This is a genomic window from Lentzea alba, assembly GCF_047445655.1.
Taxonomy (GTDB): Bacteria; Actinomycetota; Actinomycetes; order Mycobacteriales; family Pseudonocardiaceae; genus Lentzea; species Lentzea alba_A.
The window spans coordinates 1-17,216 of sequence record NZ_JAJAEG010000069.1 but is presented as its reverse complement, the minus strand read 5'-3'; the positions used below and the strand labels follow the sequence as shown (position 1 = coordinate 17,216).

At 67.4% G+C, this 17,216-nt stretch carries 20 protein-coding genes; 9 read left to right on the top strand and 11 right to left on the bottom strand.

Annotation, left to right across the window (positions count from 1 at the left end; all coding sequences use genetic code 11):
• Positions 1-140: 140 nt before the first annotated feature.
• The 7 genes from LFM09_RS49315 to LFM09_RS49285 all read right to left on the bottom strand — a co-directional run bounded on the left by LFM09_RS49315 (position 141) and on the right by LFM09_RS49285 (position 7,505).
• Positions 141-1,424: a thymidine phosphorylase gene (locus LFM09_RS49315; RefSeq protein ID WP_414103590.1), complete on the bottom strand. Its 1,284-nt coding sequence runs from the start codon at positions 1,422-1,424 to the stop codon at positions 141-143.
• Entirely contained in the window at positions 1,421-1,810 is a 390-nt protein-coding gene (locus LFM09_RS49310) for a cytidine deaminase (protein WP_319975055.1), read from the bottom strand. The genes LFM09_RS49315 and LFM09_RS49310 overlap by 4 nt, the downstream gene beginning before the upstream one ends.
• Positions 1,803-3,056 (bottom strand): ABC transporter permease, encoded by a 1,254-nt coding sequence (locus LFM09_RS49305; RefSeq protein WP_414103589.1) that lies wholly within the window; start codon positions 3,054-3,056, stop codon positions 1,803-1,805. The genes LFM09_RS49310 and LFM09_RS49305 overlap by 8 nt, the downstream gene beginning before the upstream one ends.
• A complete protein-coding gene (locus LFM09_RS49300) occupies positions 3,053-4,126 on the bottom strand; it encodes an ABC transporter permease (RefSeq protein ID WP_414103588.1) in 1,074 nt (357 codons plus the stop codon). The genes LFM09_RS49305 and LFM09_RS49300 overlap by 4 nt, the downstream gene beginning before the upstream one ends.
• Complete coding sequence (locus LFM09_RS49295; RefSeq protein WP_414103587.1) at positions 4,126-5,709, bottom strand: ABC transporter ATP-binding protein; 1,584 nt, start codon at positions 5,707-5,709, stop codon at positions 4,126-4,128. Before LFM09_RS49295 ends, LFM09_RS49300 begins: the two co-directional genes overlap by 1 nt.
• Positions 5,710-5,791: 82 nt before the next feature.
• The gene (locus LFM09_RS49290) at positions 5,792-6,925 is read right to left on the bottom strand and encodes a BMP family lipoprotein (protein ID WP_414103591.1); all 1,134 of its coding nucleotides are present in this window, start codon (positions 6,923-6,925) and stop codon (positions 5,792-5,794) included.
• A gap of 274 nt (positions 6,926-7,199) precedes the next feature.
• The gene (locus tag LFM09_RS49285) at positions 7,200-7,505 is read right to left on the bottom strand and encodes a hypothetical protein (RefSeq protein WP_414103586.1); all 306 of its coding nucleotides are present in this window, start codon (positions 7,503-7,505) and stop codon (positions 7,200-7,202) included.
• Between the two features lie 155 nt (positions 7,506-7,660).
• On the opposite strand from LFM09_RS49285, the gene LFM09_RS49280 reads away from it, so the two are divergent.
• Positions 7,661-8,017: a hypothetical protein gene (locus LFM09_RS49280; protein WP_414103585.1), complete on the top strand. Its 357-nt coding sequence runs from the start codon at positions 7,661-7,663 to the stop codon at positions 8,015-8,017.
• A gap of 16 nt (positions 8,018-8,033) precedes the next feature.
• On the opposite strand, the gene LFM09_RS49275 is transcribed toward LFM09_RS49280, so the two are convergent.
• Positions 8,034-8,219 (bottom strand): hypothetical protein, encoded by a 186-nt coding sequence (locus tag LFM09_RS49275; protein WP_414103584.1) that lies wholly within the window; start codon positions 8,217-8,219, stop codon positions 8,034-8,036.
• Positions 8,220-8,613: 394 nt separating this feature from the next.
• Here LFM09_RS49275 and sdhC point away from each other — a divergent pair, with 394 nt between their 5' ends.
• Genes sdhC through LFM09_RS49255 form a run of 4 tightly spaced genes read left to right on the top strand, consistent with a single transcriptional unit; the run spans position 8,614 to position 12,008 of the window.
• Positions 8,614-9,039 (top strand): succinate dehydrogenase, cytochrome b556 subunit, encoded by a 426-nt coding sequence (gene sdhC, locus LFM09_RS49270; RefSeq protein WP_414103583.1) that lies wholly within the window; start codon positions 8,614-8,616, stop codon positions 9,037-9,039.
• Positions 9,040-9,041: 2 nt separating this feature from the next.
• Positions 9,042-9,449, top strand: a complete 408-nt coding sequence (locus tag LFM09_RS49265) for a succinate dehydrogenase hydrophobic membrane anchor subunit (RefSeq protein ID WP_086660969.1) — start codon at positions 9,042-9,044, stop codon at positions 9,447-9,449.
• 22 nt (positions 9,450-9,471) lie between these two features.
• Positions 9,472-11,226: a succinate dehydrogenase flavoprotein subunit gene (gene sdhA / locus LFM09_RS49260; protein WP_414103582.1), complete on the top strand. Its 1,755-nt coding sequence runs from the start codon at positions 9,472-9,474 to the stop codon at positions 11,224-11,226.
• Entirely contained in the window at positions 11,226-12,008 is a 783-nt protein-coding gene (locus tag LFM09_RS49255) for a succinate dehydrogenase iron-sulfur subunit (protein ID WP_414103581.1), read from the top strand. The genes sdhA and LFM09_RS49255 overlap by 1 nt, the downstream gene beginning before the upstream one ends.
• A gap of 53 nt (positions 12,009-12,061) precedes the next feature.
• Here the strand turns inward: LFM09_RS49255 and LFM09_RS49250 are convergent, their stop codons facing one another.
• Positions 12,062-12,946 carry an aminoglycoside phosphotransferase family protein gene (locus LFM09_RS49250; RefSeq protein ID WP_414103580.1) on the bottom strand — a complete coding sequence of 295 codons (885 nt, stop codon included), beginning with the start codon at positions 12,944-12,946 and terminating at the stop codon, positions 12,062-12,064.
• Between the two features lie 38 nt (positions 12,947-12,984).
• A complete protein-coding gene (locus tag LFM09_RS49245) occupies positions 12,985-14,250 on the bottom strand; it encodes a D-alanyl-D-alanine carboxypeptidase family protein (RefSeq protein WP_414103579.1) in 1,266 nt (421 codons plus the stop codon).
• Between the two features lie 61 nt (positions 14,251-14,311).
• On the opposite strand from LFM09_RS49245, the gene LFM09_RS49240 reads away from it, so the two are divergent.
• From LFM09_RS49240 to LFM09_RS49225, 4 genes are all read left to right on the top strand, one after another.
• Positions 14,312-14,539 (top strand): SCO4848 family membrane protein, encoded by a 228-nt coding sequence (locus LFM09_RS49240; RefSeq protein WP_414103578.1) that lies wholly within the window; start codon positions 14,312-14,314, stop codon positions 14,537-14,539.
• Between the two features lie 8 nt (positions 14,540-14,547).
• Positions 14,548-14,898: a hypothetical protein gene (locus tag LFM09_RS49235; protein ID WP_363781650.1), complete on the top strand. Its 351-nt coding sequence runs from the start codon at positions 14,548-14,550 to the stop codon at positions 14,896-14,898.
• Between the two features lie 82 nt (positions 14,899-14,980).
• Positions 14,981-15,532, top strand: coding sequence for an LPXTG cell wall anchor domain-containing protein (locus tag LFM09_RS49230; protein WP_414103577.1), 552 nt, complete (start codon positions 14,981-14,983; stop codon positions 15,530-15,532).
• A gap of 40 nt (positions 15,533-15,572) precedes the next feature.
• Complete coding sequence (locus LFM09_RS49225; RefSeq protein ID WP_414103576.1) at positions 15,573-16,337, top strand: hypothetical protein; 765 nt, start codon at positions 15,573-15,575, stop codon at positions 16,335-16,337.
• A gap of 609 nt (positions 16,338-16,946) precedes the next feature.
• On the opposite strand, the gene LFM09_RS49220 is transcribed toward LFM09_RS49225, so the two are convergent.
• On the bottom strand, positions 16,947-17,216 hold a 270-nt coding region (locus LFM09_RS49220; RefSeq protein ID WP_414103575.1), incomplete at its 5' end, for an HNH endonuclease signature motif containing protein.

The following is a 17,216-nucleotide window of genomic DNA, read 5'->3' as shown; positions in this document are numbered from 1 at the left end:
TCCGGGGCGGAGCCCCGATCTTTGAACAGGACCCGCCGCCCGCAACGCGCCCGGCCGCGCCTCGCAAGGCGACCACCCGCCCGCAACGCAACCACCTACGGACAACAAACCGCCACCCGCCAACGCACCAGGGGGACGACCTACGAAACCGACGCGCCCCGAATCGTGTCAATCACCAGTGGTCGCGAGGAAACCTCGCCACCGATGGTGAACGAACCCTCCAGCGTGGACAGAGCGGCTGGAACGGCATCCGGCGTGTCGGTGTAGAGCTCCAACAACGGCTGCCCAGCCTCAACCGAATCCCCAGGCTTGGCCAGACACAAGACCCCAGCCCCGGCCTGCACCGGGTCCTCCTTGCGCGCCCGCCCCGCACCAAGCCGCCACGCGGCTACACCGACCGCATAAGCATCCAAAGTGGACAAAACTCCGGAAGCAGGTGCTTCGACGACGTGCTTGTGCGAGGCCACAGGAAGATCAGCATCAGGATCCCCACCCTGAGCCCGAATCATCCGAGCCCACACCTCATACGCCTCACCAGAAGCCAAAACCGCAGCAGGATCAGCAGAAATCCCAGCCAACGACAACATCTCCGCAGCCAGGGCAACCGTCAGCTCAACAACATCGGCCGGCCCACCACCACGCAGCACGTCAACGGACTCAGCCACCTCGACCGCATTACCCACGGCCCGCCCAAGCGGCACCGACATATCGGTCAGCAACGCCGAAACCCGAACCCCGTGCTCGACACCGATAGCCACCAACGCCTCAGCCAACGTCCGAGCCGAAGCAAGATCCTTCATGAACGCGCCAGACCCGACCTTCACATCGAGCACAAGCGACTCAGCGCCCTCAGCGATCTTCTTCGACATGATCGAGGAAGCAATCAGCGGAATGGCCTCAACGGTCCCAGTGACATCCCGCAACGCGTAAAGCTTCCGATCAGCCGGAGCAAGCCCTTCGGTAGCAGCACAAACCACCGCCCCAACCGAAGACAACTGATCAAGAATCTCCGAAGTGGACAGCGCCGCACGCCACCCGGGAATCGACTCCAGCTTGTCCAACGTCCCACCGGTGTGCCCAAGCCCCCGCCCAGAAAGCTGAGGCACAGCAGCCCCACAAGCAGCAACCAACGGCGCCAACGGCAACGTGATCTTGTCGCCGACGCCACCGGTCGAGTGCTTGTCCACAGTCGGCCGCGAGACGTGCAACGACAACCGCTCCCCGGACGAGATCATCGCCTGAGTCCACCGAGCAGTCTCAGCAGCAGTCATCCCGTTGAAGAAGATCGCCATGGCCAGCGCGGACATCTGCTCGTCCGCCACAACTCCGTGCGTGTAAGCGTCGATGACCCAGTCGATCTGCGCATCCGACAACGCAAAACCGTCACGCTTCGCACGGATCACGTCCACAGCAGAGAAGCTCACGGCAGATCCTCCGGTCCGAACGCATCCGGCAGCACCGAGGACATCGGCAACACCCCGGAAGGCGTGTCCACCAAGCAGTCCCGCCCACCCAGCTCGTAAAGAACCTGACGGCACCGCCCACAAGGCATCAGCAGCTCACCGGCCCCACTACGACAGGCAACGGCGACGAACCGCCCACCACCGGTCAGCTGCAACTGCCCGGCCATCGCGCACTCAGCACAAAGCCCGACGCCGTACGAGGCGTTCTCGACGTTGCAGCCGACCACGATGCGGCCGTCGTCGCACAGAGCTGCGGATCCGACCTGCAGCCCGGAGTACGGGCAGTGGGCGAACGACGCCGCTTCCACTGCCCGTGCCCTGAGCAGGTCCCAGTCGACCTCAGCCACGGCGGTAGACCAGACCGTCGGCGGCCGGCATGCGCAAGCGCTGCGAAGCCACGGCCAGTACGGCCAGCGTCACCATGTGCGGCGCGTACGACACGAACTCGCCGGGGATCTCGTCGAGGCTGTAGTACAGCAGGTACATCAGCACCGCCACGACGATCGCGGCCGCCGCGGAGAACCACTTCCGCTTGAACAGCTGGTACACCACGATCACGGCGAGCAGGATCACCACGCCGTAGACGAGGCCAAGCACGGTCTCGCCGCCGGAACGCAGCTGCAGACCGTCGGCGTAACCGAAGAGCGCGGCACCGCCCAGCAGGCCGCCTGGCCGCCAGTTGCCGAAGATCATCGCGGCGAGGCCGATGAAGCCGCGGCCGCCGGTCTGCCCCTCCAAATAGGACAGCTGACCGGGGTTCAGCACCAGCGCGGCGCCACCGAGACCGGCGAGCGCGCCCGACACGATCACGGCGACGTACTTGTGGAAGTACACCTTCACACCCAGCGAGTCCGCGGCGTACGGGTTCTCGCCGACCGAGCGCAGGCGCAGGCCGAAGCGGGTGCGCCAGAGCAGGTAGTACGACAGCGGCACGAGCAGGATCGTCAGCATCGTCAACGGGGAGACGCCCGTGACCAGGCCGCGCAGGATGCCCGCGACGTCGGAGATGAGCACGCGCTGCCCCTGCTCCAGCTCGCCCAGCCAGTCCGCGAGGCCGGCGGCCGAGTAGGTGTCGAAGGCCGGGACCGGCGGCGACTGGCGCGGGTTCTGCGACACCGGCTGGAAGATCAGTGTCGAGAGGTACTTCGTGAGACCTGCGCCGAGCAGGTTGATCGCCACACCCGAGACGATGTGGTTGACGCCGAACGTGACCGTCGCGATCGCGTGCAACAGACCGCCCAGGGCACCGAAGACGAACGCCGCGACCAGAGCCGCCCACGGGCCCCACTGGTAGCCGGCCCACGCCGCACCCCAGGTGCCCATGATCATCATGCCTTCGAGGCCGATGTTGACCACGCCGGCGCGTTCCGCCCACAGGCCGCCGAGACCGGCGAGCAGGATCGGCAGCGCGAGCCGGACCGCGGTCTGGGTCGTGCCGCTCGACGTGAGCTGCGGGAAGCCGGTCAGGTACGAGGTCGTCGACAGCAACGCGATCGCGCCGGCGACACCGAGCATGCCGACGGCCCAGCCGGGGAGCTTCTTCTTGCGAGGCGCCGCGGGGATGTGCGGCTTCTCCTCCAACGTCGTGATCACGCGGCACCTCCGACAGTTCCGAGCTCACGACCGACGCGGCGCTGCTCGGCGGCGAGCTCGACGCGGCGCACCACCTCGTACGCGACGACGACCGACAGGACGATCGAGCCCTGCATGATGGTGACGATCTCCCTTGGCACACCGACGTTGTCGAGCGCGAGACCCGACTTGTCCAGGAACGCCCACAGCAACGCGCCGAACGCGATGCCGCCGGGGTGGTTGCGGCCGAGCAGCGCGATCGCGATGCCGGAGAAACCGATGCCCGCGGTGAAGTTGAGGCTGAAGGTGTGGTCGCGGCCGAGCATCTCCGGCATGGAGATCAGGCCGGCGATGGCACCGGACAGCAGCATCGACACCAGGATCATCTTCTTGGCGTTGACACCACCGGCGGACGCGGCGGTGGCCGACTCACCGGAGGCGCGCAGCTCGAAGCCGAACCTGGTGCGGTTCATCATGATCCAGTAGCCGAGGCCGAGCAGGATCGCGATGAAGCTGAACCCGAACAACGTGCCACCGCTGCCGAACGAGATCCCCGGCAGCCAGCCGCTCTCGTGGATCTCGGGGGTGCGGATGTCGTTGCCGCGCAACTCACCGAAGACGTCGCGGCGGATCAGGTACGCCGAGAGTCCGATGGCGAGGCCGTTCATCATGATCGTCGAGATGACCTCGTTCACGCCGCGGGTCACCTTGAGGATCGCGGGGATCGCGGCCCAGGCCGCACCGGCGATCGCGGCGACGATGATGATCGCCAGCGTGTGGATGCCCGTCGGCAGTGCGAACGAGCCGCCGAACACCGCGGCGACCACGGCCGCGACGCGGTACTGGCCCTCGACACCGATGTTGAACAGGTTCATCTGGAACCCGATGGCCACCGCGAGCGCCGCGATGTAGTAGATGCCCGTCGAGTTCAGGATGTCGACCAGGGTCGTGCCCTTGCCGACCTGCGTGACCATCGCGGCGAACGCGCTGAACGGGTTCGCGTCCGAGATGACCAGCGCCACGCCGCACAGCAGCATCGAGAAGACGATGGCCAGCAGGGGCGGCAGGAGTTTGGCGCGCAGGTGTCCCATCAGTTCTCGCCTTCCTCTGGCACGGCCGCGGTTTCCTGCACCGCCGCGCTCGTGCTGCCCGCACCCGTCATCGCACTGCCGAGGTCCTCGGGAGTCACGGTGCTCGGGTCGGCGTCGGCCACCAGACGGCCGCGCAGCATGACCTTGATCGTGTCGGAGAGGCCGATCAGCTCGTCCAGGTCGGCGGAGATCAACAGGACGGCGAGACCGTTCGCGCGGGCGCGCTTGATCTCGTCCCAGATCAACGCCTGGGCACCGACGTCGACACCGCGGGTGGGGTGCGAGGCGATCAGCAGCTTCGGGTCGCCGGACAGTTCCCGGCCCACCACGAGCTTCTGCTGGTTGCCACCGGAGAGCGCGGCCGCCGGCACGTCGATGCCGGGCGTGCGGACGTCGAAGTCCGCGACGATCCGCGTGGTGTCCTTCTTCGCACCCTCGGGGTCGAGCCAGATGCCGTTGGCCGTCGGCCTGCGGGTCTGGTAGCCGAGAATCCGGTTGTACCAAAGGGGCTGGGTGAGCAGCAGGCCGTGGCGGTGGCGGTCCTCCGGCACGTAGCCGATGCCCGCCTCGCGCCGGGCGAGCGTGCCCAGCTTCGTGAGGTCCTGCTCCAGCAACGTGACGGTGCCGCTGCCGGCCTTGCGCATGCCCATGATCGTCTCGACCAGCTCGGTCTGACCGTTGCCCTCGACACCCGCGATGCCGACGACCTCGCCGGAACGGACCGCGAGGTCGACGTCGTCGAGGATCGGTCGCGAGCCGTCGGGCGTCATCAGGCGCAGGCCCTTGACGTCGAGCACGACCTGGTCGGTGACGGTGGACTCGCGGGTCTCCGGGCTGGGCAGCTCGCTGCCGACCATCATCTCGGCCAGCTGACGGGAGCTCACGGTCTTCGGGTCGGCACTGCCGACCGTGGTGCCGCGGCGGATCACCGTCACCGAGTCCGCGATCGCGCGGACCTCGTCGAGCTTGTGCGAGATGAAGAGGAACGTGTAGCCCTGCTCCTGCATGCCGCGGACGGTGTCGAAGAGCTCGTTGACCTCCTGCGGCACGAGCACGGCGGTCGGCTCGTCCAGGATGATCACTTTGGCACCGCGGTAGAGCACCTTGAGGATCTCGACGCGCTGGCGGTCCGCGACACCGAGCTGCTCGACCAGCACACCGGGGTCGACGTTGAGCCCGGTCTTGCCCGACAGCTCGATGATGCGCTTGCGGGCCTTCTTGCCGATGCCGTACAACGCCTCCGCTCCCAGGACCACGTTCTCCTGGACGGTGAGGTTGTCGGCGAGCATGAAGTGCTGGTGCACCATGCCGATGCCGGCCTTGATGGCGTCGGACGGGGTGCGGAACCGCACCTGCTCGCCGCCCACCTCGATGGTGCCCTCGTCCGGCGCCTGCATGCCGTAGAGGATCTTCATCAGGGTTGACTTGCCCGCACCGTTCTCACCGCAGAGGGCGTGCACCTCGCCACGGCGAACGGTCAGGTGCACGTCGCTGTTGGCGACGACACCGGGAAAGCGCTTGGTGATGCCCGTCAGCACCACCGCGGGGGGATCGTCCGTGCGGACGGACGTGGAACTGCTCATCGTCGAGTGCTCCTCCTACCACGCACCAGGCCCTGTGAAGGCATTCCCTCACAGGGCCCGGCGGTGTTGTGTGGCTGACGGACTACGGCGTGTCCGAGACCTTGATCTTGCCCTCGATGATCTGGGCCTTGTAGCCCTCGAGGATGCCCTGCAGCTTGGCGTCGATCTTGCCACCCGAGGTGGCGTAACCGACACCGTTCACCTTCAGGTCGAAGACCTTCGGCAGCGAGGTCAGGTCGTTCTTGGCGACCGCCCGCACGTAGTCGAACACCGCGACGTCGACCCGCTTGAGCATGGACGACACGATAACTTCCTTGGTGTCGGCCACCGTGGCCTGGTTGTACTGGTCGGAGTCGACACCGATCGCCAGCACGCCGGCCTGCTTCGCAGCCGAGAAGACGCCCTTACCGGAGGCACCGGCCGCCTGGTAGATCACGTCGGCGCCCTTGTCGATCTGGCCCTTCGCGGCCTCCTGGCCCTTCGGCGCGTCCTGGAAGCCCGTGAAGTCACCAGCCGGAGCGATGTACTTCTTCTCGACCTGGATCTTCGGGGCGGCGGCCTTCGCACCCTGCGCGTAGCCGGCCTCGAACTTCTGGATCAGCGGGATCTCGACGCCACCGACGAAGCCGATGTGGCACTTCTTGCTCTGGTAGGCGGCGATGACGCCGGCGAGGAACGAGCCCTCCTGCTCGGCGAAGAGCAGACCCTGCACGTTCGCCGCACCGTCGACGGCACCGTCGACGATCGCGAACTTGGTCTGGGGGAACTCGGCCGCGACCGTCTTCAGCGAGTCCGCGTAGGCGAACCCGACGGTGATCACCGGGTTGAAGCCGTCGGCCGCGAGCTGACGCAACCGCGTCGTCTTGTCCGCCGGGCTCTCGTTCGGCGCCGCGGTCAGCTCCTTGACGTTCTCCTTCTTCACACCCAGCTCGGCGATCGCCTTGTCCAGACCGGCTGCGGCGGAGTCGTTGAACGACGCGTCGCCACGACCACCGATGTCGTAGGCCAGACCGATCTTGAGGGCGCTGCCGTCGACCTTGTCGCCGGCCGCGGCGCTGCTGCCCGTGGTGGCAGGAGCGGTGGGAGGCGTGGCGAACTCGCACGCGGATCCACCGCTGCTGTTGTTCGACGTGTTGCCGCCACCCGAATCCTTGGCGCAGGCGGCCATCGACATGGCGCTGGTCAACGCGATCGCGGCGACCGCGAGGCCACGCATACGACGACGCACGGCTCGTCTCCTTCCCTGCCCTGTTCAGAGCAGACCATCGACGACGGCATCAGTGACGTCGCCAGAGCTAGGGACGGAACGGTACCCGCCGGTAGTCGCAGGTACACGACGAGACAGGCGCGCGTAACCCAATCGTTGGCAGAAAGTGCATCCGATCACAGCCGTTCGTCACAACACGTGATCAAGCCTGCACCGAAGGTCTGCTACCGATAAAAGAAAACCGCGCCGCGCACAAGGTGCGACACGGTTTTCCCGGAAATTGTCAGTTGACGCCATAAACCGTCATGGACGTGCCACTGATGTAGCCGCCCGTGCTGAGCCGCGCCCGCTGCCCGAGGGAAACGGTGTACGAACCCTGAGTGGTGCAACCGCCCGCACTGCAAACCGTCATCGTGAAGTAGTAGCGCGGGTATCCGTTGACGTAGTTGCAGGTGAGTTCCGCCGTGTGGCCGTCACCTGAGATCCACGGGTCGTAACAAACCTGGTCGGCTTTCGCAACGCCGGTGAAGGCGACGCTCGACAACACTGCCGCGATGACCGCCGTGGCGGCCTTGAACTTCGTCCCCATGCATTGGCCGCTAATGGATGTCCGCCGGGCCTGTCCGGACATTCGAAGTGATGCGGATCACCGCCCGTCCACAACTGTGCGCGTCAGTTGCGCACCCTGTTTGCCAGCCCTGGATAGGTTTCACATTGAGACCGAAGTCCATTGGGGAGGACGTCATGACGATCAAACGAGCCAAGTCCCGGGTGTTCGCCGGTGTCGCCGCTGTGGCGGCCGCTTTGACGCTCGGCGCGATGATCACGCCGACCGCGAGCGCCGCCGACTGGAACTGCACCCGTCCGACCGGCAGCAGCGACGGCCACAACCTCCGGGACTGGTGCGACGCCGGCCCCGGCACGGCGTTCTGGGTGGTCGGCGAGTTCTGCGGGCCGGGCTCCTGCACCCAGGTCGGCGGAACGACCGTGGCCTACCGCAACGTCAGCGCGGCAGCAAGCCCCGGCTTCTGGACGTTCCGCTACAAGAGGTGCGCCAACAACGGTGTCTGCACCGGATGGCGCGACGCGCGCAACGACTGATCGCTTTCAGTCGCTTTCAGACGCACCGCGATTCATTTCGCGGTGCGTCTTCTTCGTTCTCGACCACGTCTTCGTTCTCGACCACGTCGTCTTCGGCCACCCCGTCGTCCGGCCGGCCCGGCTCCGCGCGCCAGGCCCAGCGCTCCAGCGCGGCCGACATCCCCGCGACAGGCCCGCGGCCCGGCAGTGGCTCCCTCCCCATGGCCGACAGCATGAGTCGGGGCACTGACGTGCCGCTGACTCGGCGATGTCACCGCTTGACCGCCCCTGACCTGCGGTTCGACGTTCGACGAAACTTCTTTGGAACTCCGTTGAACCACTTCCGGTCAACCGCTCGTGTAGAGGGTGGCAAGTGCCCTTGCCACTGACGGCGGCCCGGACCAAGGCGGAGGTCCTGGCCGCCGTCCTCGTTTTTGTGGCGTGGACCGCATTTCGGGATCGATCAAGACCGCTTGGCCGATCGACAGCGTGTCTCATCGATCACAGAGCGGGTGCGCCTGCTGGGTCGGTTCCGACGTGCGGGACTAGGATTTTCCGGTCATGGTCGGGAAGAACTGTTCGCCGACCACCACCACTGACGTTGGAGGCCGCGGCGCATGACCAGCGCAGGCGCACCCGAGCGGTCGGGCACCACCACCCGAGGGGGTGGGACGCTCTACCGCGGTGATCTGGGCATGTGGTCCTGGGTCGCCCACCGGATCACCGGTGTCCTCACGTTCTTCTTCCTCTTCACCCACGTGCTCGACACCGCACTCGTGCGGGTGTCCCCGAACGCGTACGACGCGGTGATCGAGACCTACAAGAACCCGGTTGTGAACCTCTTCGAGGTCGGCCTGGTCGGCGCGGTGCTCTACCACGCGCTGAACGGCATCCGGGTCATGCTGGTCGACTTCTGGGAGAAGGGCGCCAAGTACCAGCGGGTCATGCTGTGGACCGTGCTGGCCGTCTGGGTCGTCGTGATGATCCCCGGCTTCTACTTCATGATGGAGCGCACGATCTCCGACCTGGTTGGGGGTCACTGACCATGTCTCTCGCACTCGACAAGCCCCGTCAGCCGCGCCGCCCCGCGGCCCGCCGCAGCAACGGCGAGCTCTACAGCTGGCTGTTCATGCGCCTTTCCGGCCTGCTGCTCGTGGTCCTGGTCCTGGGCCACCTGTTCATCATGAACATCCTCGACGGCGGCGTTCACAAGATCAACTTCGGTTTCGTGGCCGGCCGGTGGGCGTCCCCGTTCTGGCAGTTCTGGGACCTCGCGATGCTCTGGCTCGCGCAGATCCACGGCGGCAACGGCGTGCGGACGGTCATCAACGACTACGCCCGCAAGGACTCCACCCGGTTCTGGTTGAAGATGCTGCTCTACGTGTCGATGGTCCTGATCATCTCGCTCGGCACGTTCGTGATCTTCACCTTCGACCCGAACATCTCGAACTGACCCGCGCGGGGAGCCCACCACAATGCAGTTCCACAAGTACGACGTAGTCATCATCGGCGCTGGTGGTGCCGGAATGCGCGCGGCGATCGAGTCCGGCCAGCGCGCCCGCACCGCGGTGCTCACCAAGCTCTACCCCACCCGGTCCCACACCGGCGCGGCCCAGGGCGGCATGTGCGCCGCCCTCGCCAACGTCGAGGAGGACAACTGGGAGTGGCACACCTTCGACACGATCAAGGGCGGCGACTACCTGGTCGACCAGGACGCCGCCGAGATCATGGCGAAGGAGGCCATCGACGCCGTTCTCGACCTCGAGAAGATGGGCCTGCCGTTCAACCGCACGCCCGAGGGCAAGATCGACCAGCGCCGGTTCGGCGGCCACACGCGCAACCACGGTGAAGCCGCCGTGCGCCGCGCCTGCTACGCCGCGGACCGCACCGGTCACATGATCCTCCAGACGCTGTACCAGAACTGCGTCAAGCACGGCATCGAGTTCTTCAACGAGTTCTACGTGCTCGACATCTGCCTGACCGAGACGGAGAACGGCCCGGTCTGCACCGGCGCCGTCGCGTACGAGCTGGCGACCGGCGAGATCCACGTCTTCCAGGCCAAGTCCGTCGTGTTCGCGACCGGTGGTTTCGGCAAGGTCTTCAAGACCACGTCGAACGCCCACACGCTGACCGGTGACGGCATGGGCATCGTCTTCCGCAAGGGCCTGCCCCTGGAGGACATGGAGTTCTACCAGTTCCACCCGACCGGCCTCGCGGGTCTCGGCATCCTGCTGACCGAGGGTGCCCGCGGCGAGGGTGCGATCCTGCGCAACGCCTCGGGTGAGCGGTTCATGGAGCGCTACGCCCCGACCATCAAGGACCTGGCGCCGCGCGACATCGTGGCCCGCTCGATGGCCCTTGAGGTGCTGGAAGGCCGTGGCGCCGGCCCGAACAAGGACTACGTGCTGCTCGACTGCACGCACCTCGGTGCCGAGGTGCTGGAGACGAAGCTGCCGGACATCACCGAGTTCGCCCGCACGTACCTGGCCGTCGACCCGGTCGTCGAGCCCGTCCCGGTGTACCCGACCGCGCACTACGCGATGGGTGGCATCCCGACGAACATCCACGGCGAAGTGCTGCGGGACAACGACAACGTCGTTCCCGGCCTGTACGCCGCGGGTGAGTGCGCGTGCGTCTCGGTGCACGGCGCGAACCGCCTGGGCACCAACTCGCTGCTGGACATCAACGTGTTCGGCCGCCGCGCGGGCATCGCCGCCGCGGAGTACGCGCTGTCCCGCGACGAGCACGTCGAGCTGCCGGAGAACCCGGCTGCTCAGGTCGAGGCCCAGGTCGCTCTGGTCCTGTCGGAGCACGGCCAGGAGCGCGTGGCGGACATCCGCACCGAGCTGCAGGCCACGATGGACGCCAACGCGTCCGTCTACCGCACCGAGGACACGCTGAAGCAGGCGCTGCACGACGTTCAGGCCCTGAAGGAGCGCTACGCGCACATCCAGGTGCAGGACAAGGGCAAGCGCTTCAACACGGACCTGCTGGAGGCCGTCGAGCTCGGCTTCCTGCTGGAGCTGGCCGAGGTCCTGGTGCACGGCGCACTGGCGCGCAAGGAGTCCCGCGGCGGTCACGCCCGCGAGGACTACCCGAACCGCGACGACACGAACTTCATGCGCCACAGCATGTTCTACAAGCAGGGTGAAGGTCTGGCCGCGGACATCCGCCTCGACTACAAGCCCGTGACCTTTACCCGGTACAAGCCGATGGAGCGCAAGTACTGATGACCGCCACCGCTGAAACCTCTGCTGGCTCGCGCGGCGCCCAGCCGCCGGTTCCGGACGGCGCGGTCACGGTGACCGTGAAGATCCGCCGGTTCAACCCGGAGTTCGACGACGAACCGCGCTGGGACTCGTTCGACATCCCGGCACTGCCGTCGGACCGCGTGCTGAACCTGCTCCACTACATCAAGTGGTACGTGGACGGCACGCTGACCTTCCGGCGCTCGTGCGCCCACGGCATCTGCGGCTCGGACGCGATGCGCATCAACGGCGTGAACCGCCTGGCGTGCAAGGTCCTGCTGAAGGACCTGCTCGAAAAGGGTTCGAAGCAGACCACGATCACCATCGAGCCCATCAAGGGCCTGCCGGTGAACAAGGACCTGCTCGTCGACATGGAGCCGTTCTTCGAGGCGTTCCGCGCCGTCAAGCCGTACCTCGTGACGTACGGCAACGAGCCGACGCGCGAACGCATCCAGTCGGTCGCCGACCGCGAGCGCTTCGATGACACCACGAAGTGCATCCTGTGCGCCTGCTGCACCACGTCGTGCCCGGTGTACTGGACCGAGGGCTCGTACTTCGGCCCGGCGGCGATCGTGAACGCGCACCGGTTCATCTTCGACTCGCGTGATGAGGGCGCTGAGGAGCGGCTCGACATCCTCAACGACATCGACGGCGTGTGGCGGTGCCGGACCACGTTCAACTGCACCGACGCCTGCCCGCGTGGCATCCAGGTCACCAAGGCGATCCAGGAAGTGAAGCGCGCGCTGCTGTTCAAGCGCGTCTGAGTTCTTGGCCTCGAAGCGCCGCGTTCCCGTTGGGGGCGCGGCGCTTTGGTTTGTCACACCAACAGGGCGGCCAGGGTGTCGACGACCGCGGTGACCGGGGCCGGTTCACGCAGACTGCGCGACCACAACGCCGACTCCGCCGCCCTCAGCTGGGTCCAGCGGCTGACGCGCTCCGCGTCCACCTCTGCCGCTTCCGCGAACTCCGCGATCCTGCTGCGCACCGCCCGACGGAGGTCCGGCTGAGCCGTGACGGCGGCCCAGTCACCGCGCAGCAACGGAAGGAGCTCGTACGCCGGATCACCGGACACGCCGTTCGGGTCGACCACGCGCAACCCGTCGTCGCCGCGCAGGACGTTGCCGAAGTGGAGATCCCCGTGCAGGAGAAGTCCGGACTGCTCGGCGGCGAGTTCACGTGCGTTGGCCAGGGCGGCGTCGAGCACCTCGGGCGGCAGCGGAGAGCCCAGCCGGGCGGAGTGCGCGGGTATCTCCGCGACCCAGTCGAGCACCATGTCCGACAGGGAGGGCAGGCCCGGCGGCGCGGGTATCGCGAGCCGGCGAGCCAGCCGGCCGATCGCCGTGAACGGGGCCGGTTCGGGCTTCTCCAGTGGCCGCAGACGTTCCAGGAGCATCGCGAAGCGGTCGTCGTCACGCTCGATCAGCCGCACCGCGCCGACGCCGTCCCACGCCGCCAGAGCCAGCGGCTCGAAGGCGTTGTGCGGCTGCGGGACGCTCAGTTTGAGGACCACCTCGGCGCCGTCCGCGCGGACAGCGGCGATCACCACGCCGACAGACCCGTGCAGCACCGGGCCCGACGGCGTGCAGGCCCACCGGTCCAGGAACTCCGCGGCCAGCGTCGGCAGCGCGTCGACCCACCGTCTGCCGGCCTCACCCGCACGGATGATCGTGGCCTCCGCGAAGCGCGGTGGAACGAGCAGCACGTGAACCCCCCGGATGTGCGGACCGTCGTGGCGCGTTCTCAGACGCCCTGTGCCGCCTGCTGTGCGGCCTGGCGGCGTGCCCGTGCCGCCTTGGCCCGCTTGTTGCGGATGAAGAGGAACAGGCCGGCGAGCAGGCCGATGCCCGCGGCTGCCGTGATCGGCAGGCCGACGGTGCCGAACGCGGTCGGCGTCGGGCGGCCGCGGGAGTCGGCGGCTCCGGCCGCGTCGTCTTCCTCGGCGTTGTCCTGGGTGGGTACGACCTTCGGCTTGGGCTGCGGGGCGCCGTCCACGAGCTTGCCCACGCCGCCGGGGCCCATGGCGAAGCCGTAGTCCAGCAGCTTTCCGGCCTGGGCGGTGATGTGCGTCGGCGTCTGCTGGCCGCGCAGCAGGACCACGACGAGGCGGCGGCCGTTGCGTTCGGCGGCGCCCACGTAGGTGTGCTGCGAGTCGTCGGTGAAGCCGGTCTTGCCGCCGAGCGCGCCCTCGTAGTTGTTGAGGAGGCGGTTGTCGTTCGTCAGCATGATCGTGCCGCCGTTGCGGCCGGGGAACTGCGCCTGCTTGAGCTTGATGGCGTTCGCGAACTCCTCGTACTTCATCGCGCCGCGGAAGATCAGGGCGACGTCGTAGGCCGAGGTGCTGGTGCCGGGGGCGTCGAGGCCGGACGGGGTCTGGGCGCGGGTGTCGAGGGCGCCGAGCTCCTTCGCCATCGCGTTCATCTTGCGCAGGGCGTTCGGGACGCCGCCGACCTGGCGGGCGAGCGTGTGCGCCACGTCGTTGCCCGAGGTCAGCAGCAGACCCTGCAGCAGCTGGCGAACGGTGTACTGGCCACCGTCGCGCAGGCCGACGCAGGTGCACTCCTGCTGGGTGTCCTCCGCCGAGGCGGTGACGACCATGTCGCCGCGCAGCTCCTTGGCGACGACCATCGCGAGCAGCACCTTGATGACGCTCGCCGGGCGCTGCCGGCCGTGCGGGTCGTACGCGGCGATGACGGCGCCGCTGTCCATGTCCGCGAGCAGCCAGGACGCCGCAGTGATTCCGCCCGGCGGCTGCGCCTGGTTCGGCGGCAGGACCAGGCCGCACTCGCCCAGCCGATCACCGCCGATCGGCTTCTCCGGCACCTCGAGCGGCGTCGGAGCCTTCTGACCGGGCGCGGGCTGCTCGGACGTGTCCACCGGCGGCGGCGGGGTCTCGCGGTTCGCGCACTGCGCCGAGGCGGCCTGCTGCGCGGTGCCGGTCGGTGCGGCGAACGCGGCTGTGGCCAGAGCTAGGACCAGGGCGACGATGAGCCGTTGGGTGAAGGGCACGCCTCCAGGCTATCCACCCCCGTTTAGCGGCTTGCACGCACCACGTCTGATACTGGTCGCCGTGAAGCTCTCGCGCCCGATGTCACTCTTCCTGGTGGCTTTCGGAGTGTGGTCGTGGGTGATCTGGCCCACGTTCATGACGATCATCTCGAAAGACCCACGTTCGTTTAGCGACGGACCAACCCCGTTCTTCACGGTGCACCTGGTGCTCGTGATCGTCTCGCTAGTGCTCGGCACCGTCATCGGCGTGCTGGGCGTGCGAGGCTTCCTGGCCACTCGACGTCGATAGGAAACGCTGTGGAGTTCGTACGCCTGCTGCTGGTCTTCCTGCACCTGCTGGGCATGGGCATGCTCGTCGCGATGATCATGTTGCAGGCCAAGGCCGGCAAGGACGCGCCGGTCAACAAGGGCTGGCTGCACGGCGCCGCCCTGCAGCTGCTGACGGGTGTCGCGCTGGTCGGCATCGACCCGCTGGTCGACTCGGTGAAGTACGACCACATCAAGATCGGCGTCAAGCTGCTGGTCGTGGTCGCCATCGCCGCCGTGGTCGCCATCAACGTCAACAAGCCCAAGGCCCCGTCCTGGCTGCTGCCCACCGCGGCGTCACTCGTCGTGCTGAACGTGGGAATCGCGGTCTTCTGGACCTGATCGGGGGATGTAGTGCGCACGCCCAGGTGACCTCTGGGCGCTGCGCGCGCGACGTGGCGTATCGCGGCGCAACCATTCGTGCATGTCACGTATCGCCTACATCGGTGTGCTCACCGCAGGTGCGGTTTTGACGGTCGTCGGCCTGGTCGGTGCGGGCTCCGAGGCCGCTGCCTCCGGCGAAGACCGCGTGTGCGCCGCCGCGTGGTGCCCGAAGGAACGTCCAGGATGGCGCGCGCCCTCGCCCAGAGGTGACGAGCCACCGTCGTCGACCACGTCGACGACGACGACCACCACCTCGACCACCACCACGACGAAGCCGACGACGACCACCTCGACGACCAAGTCCACGACTTCGTCGACGACGTCCTCGACCACCACAACCACGTCGTCTTCGAGCACGACGACTACGCCACCTGTCTCGACGACGACCACCACGCGGCCGGTCACCACGACCACGACCAAGCCGCCGACGAAGACCAAACCGCCGGTCAAGTCGCCCCCGCGCCACGACGACAACCGCCTGGCCAACACGGGCACGTCCGTGGGTCTGCTGGTGCCGCTCGGCGTGCTGCTCGCCATCGCAGGCGCACTCCTGCTGCTGATCGACCGCCGCAGGCACAGCTACCGGCGCTGACCGCGCGGAAACTGTCGGTGGTGCTCGTCACACTGACTTCGTGCTCATCGAACAACTGCGCGAACGCAGCGACCTCGGAGTCATCAGCGCCACCACTCTCCGTTCACCGGGGGTGCCGAACCCCTGGCTCCGGTGCCGCCCCGGCGGGCCGTGGCAGCGCATGCACCCGGGCATCGTCCTGCTGCACAACGGCCCGCCCACGCGCGACCAACAGGTCACCGCAGCCCTGCTGCGAGCCGGCCCGGGCGCCGTGCTGACGGGCGCGGAAGCGTGTCGTCGGCACGGCCTGCCGGCGTCCGGCACCGAGATCCACGTCCTGGTGCCGGGTTCCGCGCGGGGCAACGGTTCGCTCGTCGTCGAACGTGCCTCGCCGATGCCTCCGTCGGTGGACATGGGCGGGTTTCCGGTGGTGTCCGCTGCGCGAGCCGTGGTCGACGCGTGCCGCCAGTTGCGTTCCGTCGATTCGGCCACGGCCCTGGTCGCCGCTGCGATTCAGCGGGGGCGTTGCACGCCTGCCGGGCTTGCTGCCGAGGCTCGCACCAATCGGTACGGCACCAGGCTGGTTCGCACGGTGCTGAAGGAGTTGGGGCGGGCTGAGTCTGTTGCTGAGCGGGATGCGCGGCGGCTGTCGCGGCGGATTCGGCTGACCACTCCGCATTGGAACGTGACTGTTGCGGATGCCGATGGGGTGATTATGAACGCACTCTTGCCCGGAACAGTCGGTATGCGGCTGCAGGGATTTTGGTGGTGCAGACGTTGCCCACTCGGTTGCGGGACTGCCCTGAGGTGGTGGGGCGGGAGTTGAGGAAGGCGCATCGGGCTGCGGCTGCTCGGCCTCGGCCGCCGGTTCGGATGCTTGAGCCTGGCTGACGGGTGGGTCTTGTGCCGGGTGGGCTTGCGTGCGGGCGGTCGCGGTTTCAGCGGGGTGGCCGTCTGGCGTGCGGGTGGTCGCCTAGCGTGCGGGTGGTCGCCTTGCATAGGTGGTTGGGCGGTTCTTAGACGGGCCGGGTCATTTCATCGCCGCTTCGCGACGATTGCGATTGGGGCTTGACTTCGGGGCCCTTACGAGGCGCTGGTCGGCCGGTAAAAGCCGGGCATGTAAAGCGCCCGGCCGATCCGAACACGGTAGCACCTCGAACCCAAAGTCAAGCCCCAATCGCCAGCGTGCGTGGTTGCGTTGACACCGGACCTCACCAATACCGGTACCCAGCGCGGCATAAGGCCTTTACGGGCTCGCTTCGCTTCGCCATTCCGGGTTCCCGTGCGTGGTATTGGACCTTACGGGCTCGCTTCGCGTCGCCGTTGTGGGGGTGCCTTGCCTTCGGCGTTGGCCGTGCGGGAATTGGGCCTTTACCCAGCGCGATCCTTCATTCGGCGTGGACGTTCGACGGCGCGGCCGTTACCGGCCTGTCCATTAGAAGGCGTTGATGAGGTTGCGTTTAGGTCTGCGGTCGGGGTCCAGCCACTTCGGTGGGGAGAAGACCGGTATGCCGTTGGCCATTTTCACCGACCAGCCGCTGTGGTGGATCAGCCGATGATGGTGGCGGCAGAGCAGCACGCCGTTGTCGACCGAGGTGGCGCCGCCGTCGGCCCAATGCTGGATGTGGTGGGCGTCGCAGTGCTTCGGATGTCTGTCGCAACCGGGGAAGGCGCAGCCTCGGTCTCTTGTGACCAGGAGTCGGCG

What these genes read in the sequence shown, in the direction of transcription:
- sdhA (WP_414103582.1), top strand. Translation starts at nt 9,472, where the DNA reads ATGCAGTTCCACAAGTACGACGTAGTCATCATCGGCGCTGGTGGTGCC.
- LFM09_RS49275 (WP_414103584.1), bottom strand. Translation starts at nt 8,219, where the DNA reads ATGGGGAGGGAGCCACTGCCGGGCCGCGGGCCTGTCGCGGGGATGTCG.
- LFM09_RS49265 (WP_086660969.1), top strand. Translation starts at nt 9,042, where the DNA reads ATGTCTCTCGCACTCGACAAGCCCCGTCAGCCGCGCCGCCCCGCGGCC.
- LFM09_RS49295 (WP_414103587.1), bottom strand. Translation starts at nt 5,709, where the DNA reads ATGAGCAGTTCCACGTCCGTCCGCACGGACGATCCCCCCGCGGTGGTG.
- sdhC (WP_414103583.1), top strand. Translation starts at nt 8,614, where the DNA reads ATGACCAGCGCAGGCGCACCCGAGCGGTCGGGCACCACCACCCGAGGG.
- LFM09_RS49300 (WP_414103588.1), bottom strand. Translation starts at nt 4,126, where the DNA reads ATGGGACACCTGCGCGCCAAACTCCTGCCGCCCCTGCTGGCCATCGTC.
- LFM09_RS49285 (WP_414103586.1), bottom strand. Translation starts at nt 7,505, where the DNA reads ATGGGGACGAAGTTCAAGGCCGCCACGGCGGTCATCGCGGCAGTGTTG.
- LFM09_RS49290 (WP_414103591.1), bottom strand. Translation starts at nt 6,925, where the DNA reads ATGCGTGGCCTCGCGGTCGCCGCGATCGCGTTGACCAGCGCCATGTCG.
- LFM09_RS49280 (WP_414103585.1), top strand. Translation starts at nt 7,661, where the DNA reads ATGACGATCAAACGAGCCAAGTCCCGGGTGTTCGCCGGTGTCGCCGCT.
- LFM09_RS49230 (WP_414103577.1), top strand. Translation starts at nt 14,981, where the DNA reads ATGTCACGTATCGCCTACATCGGTGTGCTCACCGCAGGTGCGGTTTTG.
- LFM09_RS49255 (WP_414103581.1), top strand. Translation starts at nt 11,226, where the DNA reads ATGACCGCCACCGCTGAAACCTCTGCTGGCTCGCGCGGCGCCCAGCCG.